Below are 19,824 nucleotides of genomic sequence, written 5' to 3'. Positions count from 1 at the left end.
ACTGGTCATCCCGAAGAATTAAACGGTCCAAAACACCCATGACTGCCTCCAAAAGACAGTCTTGAATCTGATTTGCTCAGCTTTGGGAATCCCAAGAGTCCACGGCTCCTAGAGCCTGATGCCGAAAAGTGCGCGCGGTTTTCGGACGACATCATGCTCTAACTCTTTAAATTACATCATGATCTCTCCGAAGGCGCAGCCTTTCGGACAACATGATTCGGTCAATTGGTGCTGCTGTCGCCTGCTGCTTGCGGCGTCTTGTCCTTGGCGGCGAGTTTCTGCCAGGAATTTGGCTGCGAGAGCATGCCTCTGAGATAGGCGACATTGGCATCGGCCTGCTGCGGCGAAAGTTCGCGCCTAGCGATCTGCTCGGCTTCCGGGAAACGCCCCTGCAGACCGACGACGAGGGCAAGGTTCTGCCTGACGCGGCTGTCGGCGGTCGGCTGGCTGGCGGCGGAGCGCAGGTAGGTTTCGGCCGTGCGCAGATCGCCGGTCAGCACGTAGGACATGCCGAGGTTGGAAAGGATGGAGGGCTCGTTCGGCTGGATGTCGAGCGCGTCGCGGTAGCGCTGCCGGGCATCGCTGGCCCGGCCCATCTGGTCGAGGATAGCGCCTTGAGCCGAGATCAGCTTCCAGTCCGGACGGTCCGGCGTCTGGGCGCGGCCGATCGTGTCGAGCGCCTGCTGAAACTGGCCGGCCGCCGCCTGCGCCTTGCCGTAGGCAGCCAGCACGTTGCGGTCGCCGGGATTGGCGATCGCCACCTGCTGCATGACGGCGAGCGCCTGCGTGTCGCGGCCGTTCATGCGCAGCAGATTGGCGTAGTTGACGCCGGTGACGGGATCGCGCGGGTTCTTTTCATAGGCCTGGCCGAGCCGGTCCGTCGCCGAGCGCAGCTCGGTCGCGTCCATCTCTTCGACCGGCTTGGTGAGTTTCGGCACCGAGCCCGTTGTCATCCGGTCCTTGGTCGTCGAGCAACCGACAAGTGCCAAGACGAGCAGCGATGCCGCGGCGCCCTGCAGGATACGATTGGTGCATGTAGTGGTGAGCGAGGCAGGCATGGCGCGTTCCTGGATTCCGAAATCGGCGCCTGACCTCGAAGCGGAACAGGGAAAGGTTTGACGCGTAATCTTCGCTCCAGCAATAGTCTGTTAACCCTAACAGACCGTTAAGGAACGATTCCTTGCGACCGCCGAAGGACAATCATGGCCCCCTATCAGTTCATCGAGAGACCGACCCCTTTCAACACGAAGGGCGGTTCGACGCTGCCGATCTTTGCCGTCACGCCTGCCCATATCGAGACCGGCACGATCGATCCGATCGCGCTCGATTGGGCGCGCAGGGCAGGCTACAAGGCCGAAAGCGGGTCGCTGCTGCTGATCCCGACGGCCGAAGGCCATCTCGGCGGCGCGCTTTACGGCCTCGGCACCAATCCATCCGAGCAGCCCTACATCACCGGCAGGCTCGCTCGCACGCTGCCGGCCGGTGACTGGCACATCGAGACCGCGCCGCTGACGGCAAATCGCCTGGCCCTCGGCTTTGGCCTCGGCAGCTACCGTTTCGACCGCTACAAATCCGAAAAATCGCCGGCGGCGACGCTGATGATCCCCCGCGATGCCGACGCCGCCGACATCAAGCGCCAGCTTGCCGGCGTCTTTCTTGCCCGCGACCTCATCAACACGCCGACGAACGATATGGGGCCGAACCAGCTCGAGGCCGTTTTCCGTGGCCTGGCCACACACTACAAGGCGGAGATATCGGTTATATCGGGCGACGACCTGCTCAAGCAGAACTTCCCGCTGGTCCACACCGTCGGCCGCGCCAGCGCCGACGCGCCGCGCCTTCTCGAGCTGCGCTGGGGCAAGAAGGGCCATCGTAAGGTGACGCTGGTCGGCAAGGGCGTATGCTTCGATACCGGCGGTCTCGACATCAAGCCTGCCGCCTCCATGCTGTTGATGAAGAAGGATATGGGCGGCGCGGCAAATGTCATGGGACTTGCCCTGATGATCATGGACGCCAAGCTGAAGGTCGATCTGCGCGTTATCGTTCCGGTCGTCGAAAACGCGATCTCGTCCAATGCCTTCCGGCCCGGCGACATCTATCGGAGCCGCAAGGGCCTGACCGTCCAGATCGACAATACCGATGCCGAAGGCCGTTTGATCCTGGCCGATGCGCTCGCCTATGCCGACGAGGAAGAGCCCGAGCTACTGATCGACATGGCGACGCTGACCGGTGCTGCCCGCGTTGCCCTTGGCCCGGATCTCCCGCCCTTCTTCACCGATGACGCCAATCTGGCGCATGACCTGACCGAATCGAGCCTGGAAACCGACGATCCGATCTGGCGCCTGCCGCTCTATTCCGGCTACGAAAAGGATATCCGCACCAAGTTCGCCGACCTCACCAACGCGCCGGCCGGCGGCATGGCAGGGGCGATCACCGCCGCCCTCTTCCTCAAGCGTTTCGTCAGCAAGGCGAAGAGTTGGGCGCATTTCGACATTTACGGTTGGGCCCAGTCCGAACGGCCGCACTCGCCGGGCGGTGGCGAAGCACAGGCGATCCGCGCGCTCTTTCACCATATCCGCGAGAGCCTGCGCTGAGCCCATATACGTTGAGGCGCGCCCGCGTGTTCACGCGCTGCGCCTCGCTGCCGATCGTTAAAATTTTATTCACCTTGCCGGGCGGCAATTTCTGCCGCCCCTTGCATGTGCATGGGAACTGCCGGAAACTGGAACGCTAGCGTAACGATCTTCCGGAGGGGCCGTGCCGATCGAACTGACCGCCTCGCAGGCGCTGGGGCTCTGGCATGGCGTGGCGCTCGATCAGGTCCGCCACGACGACCGCGATTTGACGTTGCGCCAAGTGGCGATCCTGCTGCATATTTATCTGGTGCCGCCGCCGCACACCGTGCGCGGGCTTGCCGCCACGCTTGATGTCACCAAGCCGGTCATCACCCGCGCCCTGGACACGATGGGTGAGATGGGCTTGGTCGATCGGGTGCGCGACGATGCCGACCGGCGCAACGTGATCATCAAGCGCACCGTCGGCGGTGCGCTCTACCTGGAAAAGCTCGGCGATCTCATCCGAGATCAGGCCCGCCGGCTGCCGATCTGAAAGGAATGCGAATGACGATGCTCGACCGCCGCCTGCATGCCTACCGGCCTGATCTGGCGGAAGCGGGGCTTGAAGGCAAGGTAGAGGCGTCGCGTTTTGTCGAAGGCGCCCCGGCCCGCGTCGCCGTTCCTGTCGTGGGCTTGCGTCCCGAACCGGACCTTGCGCGCGGCATCGATACGGAACTGCTTCTCGGCGAGGATGTGACGGTTTTCGATCGCGCCGGTGGCTGGTGCTGGGTGAAAGCCGCCTCGGATGGTTATGTCGGCTATGTCAGGGCAGACGCGCTCTTGGAAGGCCGGCCAGCGCCGACCCATATCGTCACCGTCCAGCGCACCCTCCTCTATCCGGAACCGGAACTGCGCAAGCCCCACCAGGCCATCCTGTCGATGGGAAGCCGCGTCCACGTCGCCGGCGAGGCGGAAGCGCGTGGAAATCGCTATGTCGTGCTCGAGGACGGAAATGCGATCTTCGCCAAGCATGTCCAGCCGCTCGGCGCTCTCGATGGCGCCGATTACGTGGAGATCGCAGCGCGTTTCCTGGAAACGCCCTATCTCTGGGGCGGACGTTCCGGCCTCGGCATCGATTGTTCCGGTCTCGTCCAGCTGGCGATGCTGATGACGGGCAGAGCTGCGCCACGCGATACCGACATGCAGGCGGCAGGCCTCGGCCAGCCGATCGACCGATCCGAAATCCGCCGTGGCGACCTGGTATTCTGGAAGGGTCATGTCGCCGTCTTCGAAGATCCGGAAACCATTCTGCACGCCAACGGCCATAGCATGACGGTGGCGCGCGAGAATTTCGAGGCCGCGGTCGAGCGCATCGGCTGGCTCTACGAGCAACCAACCGGGTATCGCCGCCCGATCAGCTGATCAGCTGATCGGAGGCTGCGGCCAGGATCGCACGCCGCCCGTCCAGTCCTCGAAGGCTTTCGACAGTCTCAGCACCCGCATGTCGTCGAAACGCGGCCCGACGATCTGCAACCCGATCGGCATGCCCGAGCGAGAGAAGCCGCAATTGATCGAGGCGGCCGGCTGCTCAGACATGTTCCACGGCACGGTGAAACCGATATGTTCGAACGGCAGGGCCGGATCGTTCGTCGGCGATGCCCATTCGGCCGGATAGGAGATGATCGGATTGGTTGGCGAAAGCAGGGCATCGACTTGCGTGAACAGCCGTCCGCAGCTCTTGCGCATCTCGATCGTCTGATTGAAGCCCCTGACCGCATCGACACCGCTGATATCGGTGCCGCCCATTGCCCAATCCCTGATATAGGGCAGGATGCTGTCGCGCCTGTTATCGTCGAGCTCGGCGATATCGCCCCAGAACCGGGACCGCCAGAAGTTGTCGAGGCCATCCAGCATCGCGCGCGTCATCACCGGCTGGACCGATAGAATGGTCGCGCCGGCCGCCTCGAACTGTTGTGCCGCCGTTTCGACCGCGGCCCTGATCTCGTCGTCCACCGCAAGCCCGCAGCCGGCATCGAGCATCAACCCGATCTTCATGCCCGACAGGTCGATCTCGAGATCCATCCAGTTGAATTCGTTTGGCGGCAGGCTGGTGCCGTCGCGCCAGTCCGGCCGTGACAGCGTCGCCATCGAAAAGGCCGCATCTTCGACGGTGCGCGCCATCGGCCCAACGCAGCGCCCGACATAATAGGGATCGGCCGGAATGCGTCCATGGCTCGGCTTGAAGCCGAAGATGCCGGTCCAGCCGGCGGGAAGGCGCACCGAGCCGCCGATATCGGTGCCGATATGCAGCGGCCCGTAGCCGGCCGCTGCGGCCGCCGCGGCTCCGGCGCTCGATCCGCCGGGATTCTGCGTGGTGTTCCAGGGGTTGCGGCTGAGAGGATGAAAGCTCGAAAGGCCGGAGGAAAGCATGCCGTAATCCGGGCAGGTGGTCTTGGCGAAGATCACCGCGCCGTCTTCCCGCAGCCGCGCGGCGGCCGGCGCATCGACGTCCGCGGGTTTGAGTTCCACTGCCCTCGTGCCGAGCGGCACCGGCTGGCCCTTCGTGGCGATCAGTTCCTTCAGCGTCACCGGGATGCCGTCGAGAGCACCGAGCGTTTCTCCCTTCGCCCAGCGCTCCGTCGACGCTTTCGCCTGGGCGCGCGCCGATTCCGGATCGTAAAGGTAGAGGGCCGAAATCGACGGCTCCCAGGCGGCGATATGGTCTTCGAGGGCGAGCCAGTATTCGAGAGGGGAGAGGCTCCTATCGGCGAAGCGCTGCCTGAGTTCGCGGATGGTAATGTCGGTTTCGGTCATGGCATGGTCTTTCGGGCTTTTCGTCTTGGGAGGACATCAGCGGCTCGCCTCACGCGGGTCGAGCAGATCGCGCAAACCGTCACCGAGCATATTGAAGCCGAAGACGGTGAGCGCAATGGCAAGGCCGGGCAGGATCGCCAGCCAGGGAGCGAGCGCCAGATAGGTTTGCGCATCAGCAAGCATCCGGCCCCAGGTCGGCGCCGGCGGCGCCATGCCGAGCCCGAGGAAGCTGAGACCCGCTTCGGTGAGGATCGCCAGCCCCAGCTGGATCGCGCCATGCACGATGATCTGGCTGATGATATTCGGCAGCACATGGCGCAAAGAAATAGTCAGGCGCGTATTGCCGATCGCGCGTGCCGCAGTCACATAGTCGCGGCTCCAGGCCTGCAGCGAGGTCGCAAGCGTCACACGGGCAAAGACCGGGATCATGAAGACGGCGATCGCGGTGATCGCGGTGAACCGCCCTGGCCCGAGAAAGGCGCCGAGCACCATGGCGGACAGGATCGGCGGAAGCGCGAAGATGACGTCGCAGATGCGCATCAGCAGCGCTTCGCAGGGACCGCGGATTGCCGCCGCCGAAATGCCGGCGATCGAGCCGAGCGTCCCGCCGATCGTAACCGCTGTGATGGCGATCGACAGCGAATTCCAGCAGCCTGCCATCAGCATCGAAAGCACATCGCGGCCGAACTGGTCCGTGCCGAGCAGGCCGAAGGCAAGCGGTGGCTGCAATTTGTGGATGATCTGCATTTTCGCCGGCGGCAGCGGCGTCCAGACGAGCGACAGCAGCGCAACCGCGACCAGCAGGCCGATGATGGCAGCCCCTGTAATCAGGTTCATTCGCCGGCTAAGTCTGAAGACCCGCCGGCGGCTGGTGATAGCAGTGGATGCGATCGGTACCATGTCTCAGGCCGCCTTTCTCATCCTGGGATCGATCGCCAGATAGGAGAGATCGACGATGAAATTCATCACGATGACAAGACCTGCGAAGAACAGCACGACATCCTGCATGACGATGATGTCGCGCTGGGAAAGCGCCTGAAGCGCGAGCCGTCCGAGGCCGGGCAGGTTGAAGACGTTTTCCACCAGCACTGCGCCGGCGACGAGAAAGGTGAATTGCAGCCCGATCATCGTGAGGATCGGGATCAACGCATTCGGCACGATATGCCGCCAAAGCACCGCACTGCGCGACAGCCCCTTGGCTACCGCGGTGCGGGCAAAATCCTCATGCATCGTGTCAAGCACCGCCGAGCGCGCCACGCGCGTCAACACGCCGGCCTGCGGCATCGCCAGCGCGACGGCGGGCATAACCAGCGCCTGCAATGCCGGCGTGAGGCCGGCGCTCCAGCCCGGAAAGCCGCCGGCCGGCATCAGCCCGAGCATCGTTGAAAACAGGATGATCAACAGCAGCGCCACCCAGAAGGCAGGCACGGCGATGCTGATCTGCGAAAACAGCGTGGCGATGACGTCGAAGACACCACCGCGGCGCGAGGCGGCCAGCACGCCAAGCGGCAGGGCAATCGCCACCGAAAGCACGATAGCCATCAGCGCCAGCGGCAGCGTCACCGCCAGCCGCTCGACGATCAATCCCGCCACCGGCACGCCATAGGTTAGGGAATTGCCGAGATTGCCGGAGAGCACGCCGGTCAACCATTGTCCGTAACGCAGCAGCAGCGGCTGGTCGAGGCCGAGACTGTGACGCAGCGCTTCAAGCGTTTCCGGTGTTGCCGAGGTACCGAGCATGATTGAGGCGGGATCGCCGGGCAGAAGGTCCATGACGGCGAAGATCAGCAGCGAGACGATGACGAGCGTGACGAGGAGACCGGCGAAGCGGCGGGCGAGGAGTGGGATCATATGATACGTCCGCTCGCCGTTCTGGCGGCGAGTTTAGCTAGAACGCCAACTCCACTCTCCGTCATCCCAGGCCTTGAGCCTGGGATCCATGCCACTGCTGTTGAGGGATGAGGTGTAGATGCTCGGGTCAAGCCCGAGCATGACGGAGTGAGGGGTTGGCGGGAGGAGCCAATCAGGGCGCAGATGCCCGGGTCAGAAATGCGATCCGCCAGCGAAACCAGACAATGCCGGCCACCCAAATTGACCTCACTTGGCGAGGGAGGGAGAGAGCTGCGCGCCATATCGACAAAATGTATGTCGGATCTCTCCAAGGCCATCACCTCATCGCGTCCTGCCCCGTCCGCAACCCTCACTCGTCCCAGGAAACACCAGACAGCACGTTGGAAGGGATCGGCTCGTTCTCCCACAGGCCCTTCAGCTTCTTGTCCCAGACGCCGAGTTTCGGCATGACGAAAAGGTAGAGCGCCGGCACGTCCTCGGCGAGGATCTTCTGCGCTTCGCCATAGATAGCATTTTGCGCGGCGGGATCGACCGTCTCCTGGACCTTCTTCATCAGCGCGTTGAAAGCAGGGTTCTTGTAATTGAAATAATAGGGATCGCGGGCATAGATGTCGATGTCGAGCGGTTCGGCATGGGCGACGATCGTCATGTCGAAATTGCGGTCCTTCATGATGTCCTGGACCCATTTTGCCGGAAATTCCGTCGGCTCGATATTCATCGTCACGCCGATTTCGGCAAACATCGCCTGCATCACCTGGGCGCTGCGTGGCGCATAGGCCATCTGCGGCGATTTGATCGTGAAGGTGAAACCGTTGGGGTAGCCGGCTTCGGCAAGCAGCGCCTTCGCCTTGTCGACGTCGTAGGGCAGCACGCCAGTCATGTCCTGATAACCCGGATCGTTCGGCGTGTAGTGGCTGCCGATCGGCGTGCCGAGGCCGGACCATGCGCCGTCGATCACCGTCTTGCGGTCGATTGCCATCATCAGCGCCTGGCGGACGCGTTTGTCGTCGAAAGGCTTCTTGGCAGTGTTCATGCCGGCAACGACCTTGAGTTCGGTATTGCCGATCCTGGTGACGAGCCTCGCATCGCCGTCGAAGGAACTCATCAGCTCGGGCGCCGCAAATTCCGGAAAGGCATCGAGATCGCCGGATTTTAGCGCAGCTGCCTGCGCCTGCGGATCGGCGATGAAGCGGAAGGTCACCTTGTCGAGCTTGGCGGCCGCATCCTTGTTCCAGTAATCGGCATTCCTGGCGAGTTCGACCTTGTCGCCCTTCGCCCAGCTGGCGAATTTGAAGGGACCCGTGCCCACTGGCGTCGTCTTGCCGTCGGCAGCCGTCTTCGGTGCGACCATCACCGAGGCCGGCCAGCCGAGCCAGTAGATCAGGCTGCCGGTCTGCGCCGAGAGATGCAGCACCAGCGTTTCGGCATCGGGCGTATCGATCGAGGCGATCGAGGTGAAAAAGCGCTTCTGCGGATTGACCGAATCCGCGCCGCGGGCGCGATCGAGCGAAAACTTGGCGCTCGCGGCATCGAAGGCCTCGCCGTCATGGAATTTGACCCCGGTCTGCAGCTTGAACGTATAGGTCAGGCCATCGGGAGAGATCTCCCAACTTTTTGCCAGCTGCGGCTGGATCTTGCCGGCCTGGTCGATCGTCACCAAGCCCTCGAACACATTCTGCCAGGTCACCTGGCCGATTGCGACGGGTGCCGCGATCGTCGGATCGAGGCCAGTCGGCTCGACACTCATGCCGAGACTGAGGCTGGTCTTCGCCGCCTCCGCCGGCGTCATCGCCGTCATCGCGAGACCGGCCGAAAGCGCAGCACCGAGGGAAAGCCGCCGGACGAAACGCGAAGGCGCAAACGAAAGCTTGATCATCATGTTCCCTTGTCTGGCCGCGCGTCGATGGCGAAGGCCTTTTGCGAGTAGATTGACACCACGCCAGTGTACACACAATGGAGATTTTGTGTGCTCAGTGTAGCCGAAAAAGCTACACCGTACATCCGCGGGCAATGCAAGCTGAAGCGTCAGTCTTTCGTCTCGCCCCGGCGGTTCGTGCGCTCGCGCATGAACCTTTCGATGAAGTCGAGCAGTTTCGTCGCGGCGAAGGACAGCTGCCGGTCCGGCGCGACGCAGAGATCGACATGGGTGCGGATGCCGGTCTTGCCGGCGAGCGGAATGGCGAGGAGCTGACCCGCTTCGATCTCGCGGCGGACGGTGAGCGCCGGCAGCAGCGTCGCCGCTGCCCCGCTGAGCACCAGTTCCTTCAGCATTTCGAGCGAGCTGGTGACGAAGACGGGGTCGAGGCTCAACCCCTCCTTCTCGAACAGCGCGTCGAAGGCCTGGCGAAAGCCGAAGGATTGATCCGGCAGCGCCAGCGCATGGTCGGCGAGCTCCCGCACCGCGATCTCGGTATGCGCGGCGGCTGGATGCTGCGGCGTGACGATGAGATCATAGGCGATCTCGGAGCGCAGCCGCACCTTGGTGCCGGACATGGGAGGCGCAAACAGTGTCACTGCAATATCCGCCTCGGCGCTGTTGACGGCATCGACTGCCTGCCGCGCGCTGGTGATCGTCACGGTAAAACGCAGCTTCGGATATTTTAGGCTGAATTCGGCAAGCGCCGGCGCCAACAGATTGGCGACGGTGGCGCCATTGGCATGGATGCTGACACGGCCGCGCTGCAGGCCCTTGAGATCCTCGATCAGCTGCTGCACGTGATCGAGCTCGCGCAGCGTCCGGCCGGCGCGAGCGGCAAGCAGCTCGCCGGCGGCCGTCAGCTTGACACCACGGGCGCTGCGTTCGACAAGCGGCGCGCCAAAGTGATATTCGAGGTTCTCGATCTGCCGGCTGATCGCCGTCGGTGCGACATTGAGGTTCTCGGCCGCCTGGCGCATGGAATTGGTCCTGACCAGCTCGTCGAAATACATCAGCGCCCGGATCTGCATTCACATCTCTCCGCCATTCGGCATATTCGGTCTGCCCGGTTCAGACCCTATTCAATCAACGACTATTCGGATAGCGGTCGCGCCATGCCTTTTGTGCGCCTTCGACCGGCAGCGCGGTCGCCGCGTAGACGCCCCGGGCGATCGCCCGCGCCATGACGATGGTGGCAAAATGACAAAGCTCCATCAGGCTTGCCATGTCGTCTCGTCGATGCCTGGCCGTCGAAGCGGCAAAGACGGTGTCGCCGTCGAGCGGCAGGTGCGCCGGCAGCAATGCCCGGGCAAACCCGTCATGGCCGGCGAGCGAAAGCCGGTGCGCCTCGGCCTTGGTCAGCTGCGCGTCGGTCACGACAGCGCCGATCGTCGTTGCCGGCGTGTTCATGCCCTTGAGTCGGATCCGGTGGTCGGCCACATCAGGCATGCCGAGCCCGCCGAATTCCGCATCTTTTTCGAAAGGTGCAGCCCAGAAATGCGGCCCGTCGCCGATCGTTGCCGAGCCGAGCGCATTGACAGCGACGATTGCCGCGACGCGATGCCCGGCACTGCTGACGGCGCTGGCCGAGCCGAGCCCGCCCTTGACGGTGGCCGTCGTCGCTCCCGTCCCGGCACCTGTCGTGCCGAGCGCGAATGTGCCCTTGGCCGCAGCCTGCAGTGCCGTATAACCCATGTCGCGATAGGGCGAGTGAAGGCCCCAATCCTTGTCGCCGCCGTTCAGCAGGTCCATCAGGATTGCCTGCGGCACGATCGGAATGTGCACCGACCCGACTGCAAAACCGCGGCCGAGCTCGCGCAGGCCCGCCTGCACGCCGCCGGCGGCATCCAGCCCGAAAGCCGAGCCGCCGGAGAGCACGAAGGCATCAACGGCATGGACAGTCATCGACGGATCGAGCAGGCCGGTGTCGCGGCCGCCGGGTGCGCCGCCAAGCACCGTGCCGGATGCGACGGCCGGTTCGTCGAAGACGATGACGGTGACGCCGGAACCGAGCGCAAGGTCGGTCGCATGGCCGACGGAAACACCTTCGATGTCGGTGATAAGGTTGAGAAGATCGGGCAAGGGCGCGTCCTTATACGCAAAGACCGCCGATAGGACTGCAATTGCCCTCAAAAAACAAGACCGGCCCCAAGGGACGGGACCGGTCGGACATCTTGAAAAGCCGCGAACGCAATGCCGGCCTCATGCCTCAGGCATGAAGCGGCTTCGGATGACGGCGGGTCATCAGGTCATGGATGGCCAGCCGCACCTCGTCCGGCGAGCCGAAACGCTGCTCGTCGAGGTCGTGGACATGAAATTTCACGGCGATGAACTTCAGCCGGTCTTCATCGGGAATGACGATCCCGACGGGAACGCCTGCATATTCGATAACTTGCTTCTTCATAGATAGAACTCCTGCCGCGCGACATGCGCAGCCATGGCGAATTGACTTGTCTGGTACCGTTGAAAGGGGGGACGAACGTCACATTCGACAGTTCGGGCGGGAGAGGGCGCCCGGACGGTCATTGCCAAGCACAGATCGCCCAAGGAGATCGGCGAGAATATCGATGTCTATCATGCTCGTTCCTTGTGTTGGCGTTGCACTTGAGGGGTCCCAGAAGAGCCCGGGGCCGGTGAAAGCTGTCTTCTATAATCCACTAACTTGGTAGAGATTACCCGATAGCCTGTCAGAAACATATTCCGAAACGTGTCAAAATATCGACGATCCGAAAAAATTCATTCCGTCGCAGCCCGAACTTACAGAAAGAAACATATCAGCTCTTCGTTAAATTCGCATGACAGAATCGAAGTTCGATCGATCACCGCGGCAGACATAGGAAGCCTTGCCGATTCCGGCAATGGCCCGTTTCATTAAAAATCGAAATGCCTCGAAATGACCGATTTGGTTAATGCCGGAAGCCCCCGGGTCACCAGCCCTCTTCGAGCACCTTCTCCAGCATGTCCGCGAAGAAATCCGCGCTGTCGATGCTGAGGCAGAGCGGTGGTTTGATCTTCAGCACATTTTGGTGATCGCCGGTCGGCTGCATGATGACGCCGAGTTCGAGAAGCCGGTCGCAGATTGCAGCCGTCTCTTCCGTCGCCGGCTCCAGCGTCGTTCTGTCGCGGACGAATTCGAGGCCGAGATAGAGGCCCATGCCGTGCACGGCGCCTGCAATCGGATGGCGGTCGATCAGCGCGGCGAGCCGTGCCTTCAGATGATCGCCGACCGTCCGGGCATTTTCCTGCAGCTTTTCCTCGGCCATGATGTCGAGCACCGTCATGCCGGCGATGCAACTGACAGGGCTGCCGCCGGTGGAGGAAAAGAAGGTACCCTCCTTCTCCAGCGATTGCGCGATCTCCCGCGTGGTGATGACGGCGCCGAGCGGATGGCCGTTGCCCATGCCCTTGGCGATGGTGATGATATCGGGCACAACCCCCTGCTGCTCGAAGCCCCAGAAATAATGTCCGAGCCGGCCATAGCCCACCTGCACCTCATCGGCGATGCAGAGGCCGCCGCGGGCGCGCACCTGCGCATAGATTTCCCTGAGATAACCGTCCGGCAGCGGAATGCCGCCGGCATTGCCGTAGACCGATTCGCAGATGAAGCCCGCAAGGCCGTTGCCGCCGGCGTCGATCGCCTCCAGCACCGGCGTTACCGCGCTGAGATAGTTTGCCGCGGTATCGGGACCACGAAATGCGCCGCGATAGGTATTCGGTGAAATGACGGCATGCACCCAATCCGGCCGGGTGGTTGGTGCCTGCGGATTGTCGGCGATCGAGGTGGAGACGGCATCACTTGCCGCCGACCACCCATGATAGGCTTCGAGCAGGCAGAGCATGTTGCGCGCGCCGCTATGGGCTTGCGCCAGGCGAAGCGCCAGATCGTTCGCCTCCGAGCCGCTGTTGACCAAAAAGACCACGTCCAGCCCATCCGGCGACAGGGCGGCGAGGCGTTCGGAAAATTCCATGATCGCGGCGTAGTGGAAGCGGGAATTGGTGTTGAGCCGCAGCCATTGGGCGTGGATCGCCGCCGCGAGCTTGGGATGGCCATGGCCGAGAATGGTGACGTTGTTGACCATGTCGAGATAGGCGCGGCCCTCGACATCGAACAAATGCTCCTTCCAGCCGCGCTCGATCTGCGGCGGCGCCGCATAATAATTCTTCTGTGGCCTTGCGAGATGCGCCCGCCGCCTGGCGAAGAGCGCGGCGGTTTCAGCTTGCGGCGCATCCGCTTGCGGGCTGAGAAGCAGCGAGGGTGAAGGGCAGAGAACCGACCAAGCCGCCGCCGCGCGCGGTGAAGCAAAGAGCGGCGGTTCGACACCGGCGACGCTGCAAAGCTGGACGCGCAGCCCGCCGAGCGACGACGCCTCTCCGAAAACCGTGCCGAGGGAATCGCCGGCGGCAATCTCGGCTCCATCCTCGACCGAGAGGTCGAGCCCATCGAGATGCAGGGTCATGCTGTCGCTGGCGAGCGTCAGATGCTGGTCCTTCCAGCTGATGCGGCCGGCAAAGGGCGCGGCAATCGCGCTGCCTGCGGCAAGGCATATGTCGACATGCAGGGCGCAGGTCGCCTGTCCCTTCGCGGTTCCCGCGCGGGAAAGCCGATATTCGCCGTAGCGCGTCGCTGCCGTACCGTTTTCGGTTGCCATGCGGGCAAGCAGCCGCCAGTCCATGTCGGTATTCAGCCAGTTGCCGGCGGAAAAATGCGGGCTCCGCACTCCAAGATCGACATAGGCGATCCCGGCGGGATCGATCTCGGGCAGCAACGGCAGCCATCCCGATGTTTCCGGCGCGGCCACATCTGCGCCGGCTGCCTTGAGGATGGCGGCTTCCATGAGATCGAAGGGAACCGACATCGCCGTATCGAAGATCGCCCGCTCGCGGTCGAGATTGTCGCGGACATAATCATTGTCGGGATCGATCGAAATCTGCTGCTCGCCGCTGGCGACGAGAATGACTGCGCGTGCGACGATCAACGGCCAGAGCGCCTTCAGTTCCTCGTCGCTCAGCGGATAGATCGCCTGATAGGCGGCGACGGCGGGCAGGATATGAAAGGGCTCGCCATCTGCCTGATGCAGCAGCGAAGCGCAGGTGACGGCGAGGTCGCCGACCAGCCAGCCGCGGATAATGTCGCCGAAATCGATCACCCCGTCGGGGATGATATGGCCATGGGCGTCACGTTGGCCGACGACATTGTCGCCGGTGACGTCGTGATGCACGGCCTGCAGCCGAAGCGACGGCGCCAACGGCTGGATGCGACGAACGGCCATCACCATGGTCTTGGCGATCCGGTCGCGCGCCGCACTGTCGGTGATGGCCGAAAGCAGCTGCACGGCAACGGGACCTGCCCGTCTGAGATCCCATTGCAGGCTGCGGTCGAGACCGGGATGGTTGAAATCGGCAAGCGCCTGCGCCAGCCTGGCGCAGAGCGCGCCGAGGGCCGCCACGGAAGCCGGCGCCAGATAGGTCAGTTCCGTCAGCCCCTGGCCTTCCAGATATTCCAGCAGCCGGACCTGATAACCCTGCCCGCGCACGGTAAGGACGACGATCTCCCGCCCGTCATTGGTGGTGACTACCTTCGGAACGCGCGGCGCACCTTGCTTGCTCTTGAGGTGACGGATCGCCGCATTCTGTGCTTCGAGTTCGCGGATCTCGTAGGCGGCGTGGCAGATCTTCAGGACATAGCGACCCCTGTCGCTATCGACGCGATAGTTTCGATCCTGCTGGCTGCCGAGTTCGGCAAGCGTGCCGGAGAGGCTGTAGTGAGCAAGGAGGATCTCTTCCGCGTCGGTAGCGGTCACGTCGGGGCGCGGCAGCGCCATGCGATCAACAATCGCCTCGTCGGTCATGACACCCCTCCGCAGCATGATTCGATTACCTATTGAACGAGATAATCAAGTACTTGCCGCTGGCAGGCAACGGGGATTGTCGTTTGCCAGCAAAAGAGATGCAGGACTGCGCTCACCCCATGCGTTCGGAGGCGTAGCCGCCTGGGCTTGCCGGGAAAACCACGGTGCGGTTGCCGTTCAGGAAGGTGCGGTGATGGATATGGGCGTGGATGGCACGCGCCAGCACCTGGCTTTCGACGTCGCGGCCGATCGAGACATAGTCGTCGGGCGACTGCGCATGGGTGATGCGCGCCGTGTCCTGCTCGATGATCGGGCCTTCGTCGAGATCGGCGGTGACGTAATGCGCCGTCGCGCCGATCAGCTTCACGCCTCGGCCGTAAGCCTGCTTGTAAGGATTGGCGCCCTTGAAGCTCGGCAGGAAGGAATGGTGGATGTTGATGATCTTCCCCGACATTTTCTGGCACATCGCATCCGAAAGCACCTGCATGTAACGCGCCAGCACGATCAACTCCGTGCCGGTCTGCTCGACGATATCCATGATCTGGCCTTCGGCCTGCAGCTTGTTCTCCTTCGTCACCTTGATGTGGTGGAAGGGGATGTCATGGTTGACCACGACCTTCTGGTAATCGAAATGGTTGGAGACGACGCCGACGATATCGATCGGCAGGGCGCCGATCTTCCAGCGGTAGAGCAGGTCGTTGAGACAATGGCCGAAGCGCGACACCATCAAGAGCACCTTCATGCGGGCACTGCCGTCATGGATCTCGGCTTCCATGGCGAACCGCTTGCAGATCGGCTCGAAGCCTTCCTTGAGTTCGGCAAGCGGCACGCCTTCCTCCGAGATGAAGCTCACCCGCGTGAAGAATTTGCCGGTATCGAGATCGTCGAACTGCGAACTATCGACGATGTTGCAGCCCTTGTCGGCCAGATAGCTCGAAATCGCTGCCACGATGCCGCGCGTCGACTTGCAGGATACCGTCAATACGTAACTTGTCATGTCTTTCCCTCTTCCCTCTCCAAGGCCGCCGCTGTGCTTAGATCAAAGCCCGGGCCGCGAACAGGCCGGCGCACTTTCATTCATGCGACAATTGCAAGAGAAACCATCACGTTTGTGCAAGTTCTCTCATTGCTCAGTCTGAAGCTTAGGAGAACTTGCGCAAAAAACTGTACCGTCAGCGCCGCTTGGATGCGTATTCTCGCCTTCGGTGCTGAAGTTAGGCCGGCGGGCGGCTCGCCACGGCCGCTTTCCGGCGTGGCGTGGTGATCTCATGGATAATGGCGCCGCCGATCGAGGAGAGCGCCAGCGACACGATCACGAAGAGCACCGGCTGCTGCAGGATGCCGATCGGCAGGCGATCGGCGGCGACCCTCAGAAAAGCCAGTGTGAAGGCGTGGGTGATATAGATGCTATAGGAGCAGTCGCCGAGATAGTTCAACCATCCGATCACCGGCAGCCTGGAAAAGTCGATGGAGATCGCGCCGTAGACGATGAAGATCGCCGGGATTCCCCAGGCATAGAACCGGCTTTCCGGTGGCATCAGCGCCTCGTTGATGACGAGAAACGCGAAGCCCATGGCAAGAGCCGCCCAAGCCCAGCGGTTCGGCAGAAGCACCTTCTGCCCGTAGAGCCAGCCGAGCACGACACCGGCGAGGAATTCCAGCATGATCGGCTCGCGGTAGAACCGGGTCATAGTCGTTTCCGGCAGCAGCTGGCAGGTGATCAGGATGACGGCAAAGACGGCAAACATCGCCGGGATGCGCCGAACTTCCTGTAGCGGCAATAGCAGCGCGAAGACGAAATAGAAGAACATTTCGTAATTCAGCGTCCAGCCGGGAACGACCACCGGCGTGATCGTGCTGGGATCGGCGGGATTTGCCCATGGCAGGAAGAACAGCGAGGCGATGAGATGCGGCAGGTCGAACACCGTCGATTTCAGCAATGACGGGGCGACCAGCGCCACGGTCGCCGAAAACAGCGTCGCCAGCCAGTAGAGCGGCACGATCCTCTTGATGCGCCGGCGGGCAAAATCGATCGGGCTCATCGTGCGTCCGCTCGTCGTCAGCCACATCACGAAACCGCTCAAGACGAAGAAGATGTCGACACCGGTTTCGCCATAGACGAAGGCGGTGGCGTCGACGGCGGGATTGACCTTGGCAAGCTGCAATACCGCGTGGAAATAGACGACCATCAGCGCCGCGATGGCGCGCAGATATTGAAGCTGGACAAGCATCGAGCGTCTTGCTCCCTAGAGCATGATGCCGAAAAGTGTGCAGCGGTTTTCGGACGACATCATGCTCTAACTCTTTAATTGAGAACAGGATTCAGATTTTAGGCCGATCCGGCCTAAAATCATCCTGTTCTAGGGCTCGCACGGACAGGCGCCGCTGCGATCAACTCAATACATCTGCCGGACGATCCTGCCGGATGCGCGGGCTATCGTGGAAACGCATATATCCGACGACGAACCACAGGAGACCGGCAATCTTCATCGAGAAGACCGCGGTTCCTCCGATCATCATATTCAGAAAAATGAAAAGAGAAAGTGAATGGGCGCAGCGCCGCTGCGCCGCCGTGCGCCCGGCGGGAAAAAGGCAGACGAACAGCCACAGGGCGATGACGCCGAAGATCGTCGCCGCATAGATCAGGTAGACATAGCCGCTGTCGGCGAATTCGGCGACCCGGTCGACCGAAAGCCCAAGGACGGCGAGCGGATCGAGCTCCATGATCTTCTTCATCGTCAGGTTGATGCGGCCGGTGAAGTTGTCGCCGGTCGCGTTGGGTTTCAGGACGTAGACGAGGAAGCCCGCGGCGACGATCAGCGGCATCAGCGCCAGATTGAAATTCTTCGGGATCTTCGGAAAGATGAAATAGCCGACGATGCAGGCAAAGCAGAAGATCAGCATCGTGCGCGTGTCGTTCGTCACCAGGATCAGCACGGCCGTGCCGATCATCAGCAGCCGGTCCCAGCGGCTGAGCTTCTCCCACATAGAAATCAGGTAGACGGCGATCACGCCGCAGAAATTGGCAAGCGACACCTGCTCGAGAAAGATTGACGAGGAACGGTGGTCGATAATGCCGAATGAGAAGCGCTCGGGAAAGCCGAGCGCGTTCTGGAAGAGGCCCGTCGTATTATAGCTCAGCGGCAGCAGCCCGCGTGTATTGGCGAAATAATCGGACGGGTGGACGATGCTGACATAGAACGGCACGCTGACGATCTCGAAGATCAGGAAGATCAGGACGGCAAGGCTTGCCCAGCGAAAGGCGAGCTTCATCGTTTTCTCGTTGCTCCAGCCCCCGAGTCCGGTAAAGCAGAAGATGATCAGCACGTTGCGGAAGTGATCGATGAACAGCATGCGGTTGAGCACGCTGACATAAATGGTCACGATGAGCGTGAACAGCAGGAACAGGAAGGCCGGAAGGTCGGTCTCGTAGATCCCCCTGTGCAGGATATAGATGATGGCGCTCGCCATGATCAGGCCTTCGCTGGCGGCGACATGCGTCATCGAGAGCGGCACGATGTTGTGGTTGATGAAGGCGAGAATGCCGTTGTAGAGCACGGAGAGCAGGCCGAGCCAGAGCACCGTATGATCGGTGCGCGATGCCTTGTGGACGGCATCGAGCCGGTTGCCGGCTACGGTGAATGTTGCTGTCCTCTGATCGACGACTGCCATGCTCATTTCCCCACAGGCTTGACCGCGGAGCAAGTGCCGGCACCGGCTTTTGCCACCTCGGCAAGAAGCCGCATCTGCGGCCGCTCAGGACCCTTGCGCGGCTGGACGTTGAACGGCTCGTTCGCCGGCCACCAATCGCCGGCCGCCCAATAGGACCAGCCGAGCCAGACGTCGCTGTTATCAGACATGGTGGCATAGATCTTCGTCAGCCCGCTCATGCAGTCCCTGTCGGTGGAGGCGCCGAATTCGCCGAGGAAGCCGCGCTTGTGGTTCCGTTTGAGCCAGGCGGTCACGCCGGCGATCGCCTCGACCGCGGCGTCAGCGCCTTCGCAGGTCGGATGAGTTCCGGAAGAATCGATATCGAGATACTGGTGGACCTCGAAGGCGTAGAAGTCGAGCGGATCGCGCACGCCGAGCATGACCGTGCCGTTGGCGCCGCCGATCACATCTTTTTCCCAGCTGTGAGCCCCGCTCCATGCAGTGCCAGGCACGAGAATGAGATTGCGCGCGCCCGCCGCGCGGATGCTCCGGATGGCCGCATTGGCGGCATCGAGCCAGTCCGTTGCCTTGATGTCGTGCGGCTCGTTCATCAGGCCGAAAAGAATGCCCTCCTGATTGGCGAATTCGACGGCGAGTCTCGCCCAGAAATCGGCGAAGGCGGAGTCCGTCGCCGGCGCCGTGCTGACCTGCACCTTGTCGTAATAGCCGAAATTATGCGGATCGAGCAGAACGGCCATGCCGTGCTTGCGGATCAGGCCGACGGTGTCTTTGATCCGCTTGAGCTCGTCGTCGTCGAGCCGCCCGCCGAGTGCGGGCTGCAGCCGTTCCCAGCGGAAGGGCAGCCGGATGATCGTCATGCCCTTTTCGGCGAAATAGCCAATCGTGTCTTCGCTCGGATAGGTGTAGTTGGTGCCGTAGGTGCCGCCGCGTTCGCCATATTCGCCGCCGGACAAATTGACGCCGCGGTAGCAGGGCGCCTCAGTCGCAAGGGCCGGCGACGCGATCAGAGCGGCCGCAAGCAGCAGCGCTGTCAGATGTCGTCTCGTCTTCATGGGCATCCTCGCTATCGCGGCAAATCGCAACATCGGCGTCGCTGAGCTTATTTTAACGGTCCGTTAGCTAAGAATTTCTAAAGTATCGGCACCTCGGCTTCAGTCTTTCACGCTGG

16 protein-coding genes are annotated in these 19,824 nt (G+C 62.3%); 3 read left to right on the top strand and 13 right to left on the bottom strand.

Annotated features, from left to right (window positions below; genetic code table 11):
• Positions 1 to 221: 221 nt before the first annotated feature.
• A complete protein-coding gene (locus G9X64_RS29120; protein WP_171377904.1) occupies positions 222 to 1,058 on the bottom strand; it encodes a tetratricopeptide repeat protein in 837 nt (278 codons plus the stop codon).
• Positions 1,059 to 1,202: 144 nt separating this feature from the next.
• Here G9X64_RS29120 and G9X64_RS29115 point away from each other — a divergent pair, with 144 nt between their 5' ends.
• The 3 genes from G9X64_RS29115 (at position 1,203) to G9X64_RS29105 (ending at position 3,977) form a co-directional block, all read left to right on the top strand.
• On the top strand, positions 1,203 to 2,594 hold the full coding sequence (locus G9X64_RS29115; RefSeq protein ID WP_168313480.1) for a leucyl aminopeptidase family protein: 1,392 nt from the start codon (positions 1,203 to 1,205) through the stop codon (positions 2,592 to 2,594).
• A 163-nt stretch (positions 2,595 to 2,757) separates the two neighbouring features.
• Entirely contained in the window at positions 2,758 to 3,108 is a 351-nt protein-coding gene (locus G9X64_RS29110; RefSeq protein WP_171377903.1) for a MarR family transcriptional regulator, read from the top strand.
• A gap of 11 nt (positions 3,109 to 3,119) precedes the next feature.
• Positions 3,120 to 3,977, top strand: a complete 858-nt coding sequence (locus tag G9X64_RS29105) for a C40 family peptidase (RefSeq protein WP_168313478.1) — start codon at positions 3,120 to 3,122, stop codon at positions 3,975 to 3,977.
• Here the strand turns inward: G9X64_RS29105 and G9X64_RS29100 are convergent, their stop codons facing one another.
• The 12 genes from G9X64_RS29100 to G9X64_RS29045 all read right to left on the bottom strand — a co-directional run bounded on the left by G9X64_RS29100 (position 3,978) and on the right by G9X64_RS29045 (position 19,708).
• The gene (locus tag G9X64_RS29100) at positions 3,978 to 5,369 is read right to left on the bottom strand and encodes an amidase (RefSeq protein WP_171377902.1); all 1,392 of its coding nucleotides are present in this window, start codon (positions 5,367 to 5,369) and stop codon (positions 3,978 to 3,980) included.
• 36 nt (positions 5,370 to 5,405) lie between these two features.
• Entirely contained in the window at positions 5,406 to 6,269 is an 864-nt protein-coding gene (locus tag G9X64_RS29095; RefSeq protein ID WP_171377901.1) for an ABC transporter permease, read from the bottom strand.
• 3 nt (positions 6,270 to 6,272) lie between these two features.
• A complete protein-coding gene (locus tag G9X64_RS29090; RefSeq protein WP_171377900.1) occupies positions 6,273 to 7,220 on the bottom strand; it encodes an ABC transporter permease in 948 nt (315 codons plus the stop codon).
• A 349-nt stretch (positions 7,221 to 7,569) separates the two neighbouring features.
• Positions 7,570 to 9,096, bottom strand: coding sequence for an ABC transporter substrate-binding protein (locus tag G9X64_RS29085; RefSeq protein WP_171377899.1), 1,527 nt, complete (start codon positions 9,094 to 9,096; stop codon positions 7,570 to 7,572).
• 149 nt (positions 9,097 to 9,245) lie between these two features.
• Positions 9,246 to 10,166 (bottom strand): LysR family transcriptional regulator, encoded by a 921-nt coding sequence (locus G9X64_RS29080; protein ID WP_171377898.1) that lies wholly within the window; start codon positions 10,164 to 10,166, stop codon positions 9,246 to 9,248.
• Positions 10,167 to 10,221: 55 nt separating this feature from the next.
• Complete coding sequence (locus G9X64_RS29075) at positions 10,222 to 11,217, bottom strand: P1 family peptidase (protein WP_171377897.1); 996 nt, start codon at positions 11,215 to 11,217, stop codon at positions 10,222 to 10,224.
• Between the two features lie 127 nt (positions 11,218 to 11,344).
• Positions 11,345 to 11,539: a hypothetical protein gene (locus G9X64_RS29070; protein ID WP_003544544.1), complete on the bottom strand. Its 195-nt coding sequence runs from the start codon at positions 11,537 to 11,539 to the stop codon at positions 11,345 to 11,347.
• 523 nt (positions 11,540 to 12,062) lie between these two features.
• The gene (locus G9X64_RS29065) at positions 12,063 to 14,984 is read right to left on the bottom strand and encodes an aminotransferase (protein WP_171377896.1); all 2,922 of its coding nucleotides are present in this window, start codon (positions 14,982 to 14,984) and stop codon (positions 12,063 to 12,065) included.
• Between the two features lie 112 nt (positions 14,985 to 15,096).
• A complete protein-coding gene (gene purU / locus G9X64_RS29060) occupies positions 15,097 to 15,981 on the bottom strand; it encodes a formyltetrahydrofolate deformylase (protein WP_168313470.1) in 885 nt (294 codons plus the stop codon).
• Between the two features lie 217 nt (positions 15,982 to 16,198).
• The gene (locus tag G9X64_RS29055) at positions 16,199 to 17,215 is read right to left on the bottom strand and encodes an acyltransferase family protein (protein WP_171377895.1); all 1,017 of its coding nucleotides are present in this window, start codon (positions 17,213 to 17,215) and stop codon (positions 16,199 to 16,201) included.
• A gap of 160 nt (positions 17,216 to 17,375) precedes the next feature.
• Entirely contained in the window at positions 17,376 to 18,656 is a 1,281-nt protein-coding gene (locus tag G9X64_RS29050; protein ID WP_171377894.1) for a hypothetical protein, read from the bottom strand.
• Between the two features lie 2 nt (positions 18,657 to 18,658).
• On the bottom strand, positions 18,659 to 19,708 hold the full coding sequence (locus G9X64_RS29045) for a glycoside hydrolase family 5 protein (RefSeq protein WP_171377893.1): 1,050 nt from the start codon (positions 19,706 to 19,708) through the stop codon (positions 18,659 to 18,661).
• Positions 19,709 to 19,824 lie beyond the last annotated feature (116 nt).

The sequence above is a fragment of the Rhizobium sophorae genome (assembly GCF_013087515.1).
GTDB lineage: Bacteria > Pseudomonadota > Alphaproteobacteria > Rhizobiales > Rhizobiaceae > Rhizobium > Rhizobium sophorae.
The sequence above is the reverse complement of the archived record's forward strand: the minus strand, read 5'-3'. Positions and strand labels throughout refer to the sequence as shown.

Bases quoted from the DNA above. Each gene is read 5' to 3' on its own strand.
- G9X64_RS29065 (WP_171377896.1), bottom strand. From the start codon at position 14,984: ATGACCGACGAGGCGATTGTTGATCGCATGGCGCTGCCGCGCCCCGAC.
- G9X64_RS29080 (WP_171377898.1), bottom strand. From the start codon at position 10,166: ATGCAGATCCGGGCGCTGATGTATTTCGACGAGCTGGTCAGGACCAAT.
- G9X64_RS29085 (WP_171377899.1), bottom strand. From the start codon at position 9,096: ATGATCAAGCTTTCGTTTGCGCCTTCGCGTTTCGTCCGGCGGCTTTCC.
- G9X64_RS29055 (WP_171377895.1), bottom strand. From the start codon at position 17,215: ATGCTTGTCCAGCTTCAATATCTGCGCGCCATCGCGGCGCTGATGGTC.
- G9X64_RS29090 (WP_171377900.1), bottom strand. From the start codon at position 7,220: ATGATCCCACTCCTCGCCCGCCGCTTCGCCGGTCTCCTCGTCACGCTC.
- purU (WP_168313470.1), bottom strand. From the start codon at position 15,981: ATGACAAGTTACGTATTGACGGTATCCTGCAAGTCGACGCGCGGCATC.
- G9X64_RS29050 (WP_171377894.1), bottom strand. From the start codon at position 18,656: ATGGCAGTCGTCGATCAGAGGACAGCAACATTCACCGTAGCCGGCAAC.
- G9X64_RS29115 (WP_168313480.1), top strand. From the start codon at position 1,203: ATGGCCCCCTATCAGTTCATCGAGAGACCGACCCCTTTCAACACGAAG.
- G9X64_RS29105 (WP_168313478.1), top strand. From the start codon at position 3,120: ATGACGATGCTCGACCGCCGCCTGCATGCCTACCGGCCTGATCTGGCG.
- G9X64_RS29100 (WP_171377902.1), bottom strand. From the start codon at position 5,369: ATGACCGAAACCGACATTACCATCCGCGAACTCAGGCAGCGCTTCGCC.
- G9X64_RS29120 (WP_171377904.1), bottom strand. From the start codon at position 1,058: ATGCCTGCCTCGCTCACCACTACATGCACCAATCGTATCCTGCAGGGC.
- G9X64_RS29095 (WP_171377901.1), bottom strand. From the start codon at position 6,269: ATGGTACCGATCGCATCCACTGCTATCACCAGCCGCCGGCGGGTCTTC.
- G9X64_RS29045 (WP_171377893.1), bottom strand. From the start codon at position 19,708: ATGAAGACGAGACGACATCTGACAGCGCTGCTGCTTGCGGCCGCTCTG.
- G9X64_RS29070 (WP_003544544.1), bottom strand. From the start codon at position 11,539: ATGAAGAAGCAAGTTATCGAATATGCAGGCGTTCCCGTCGGGATCGTC.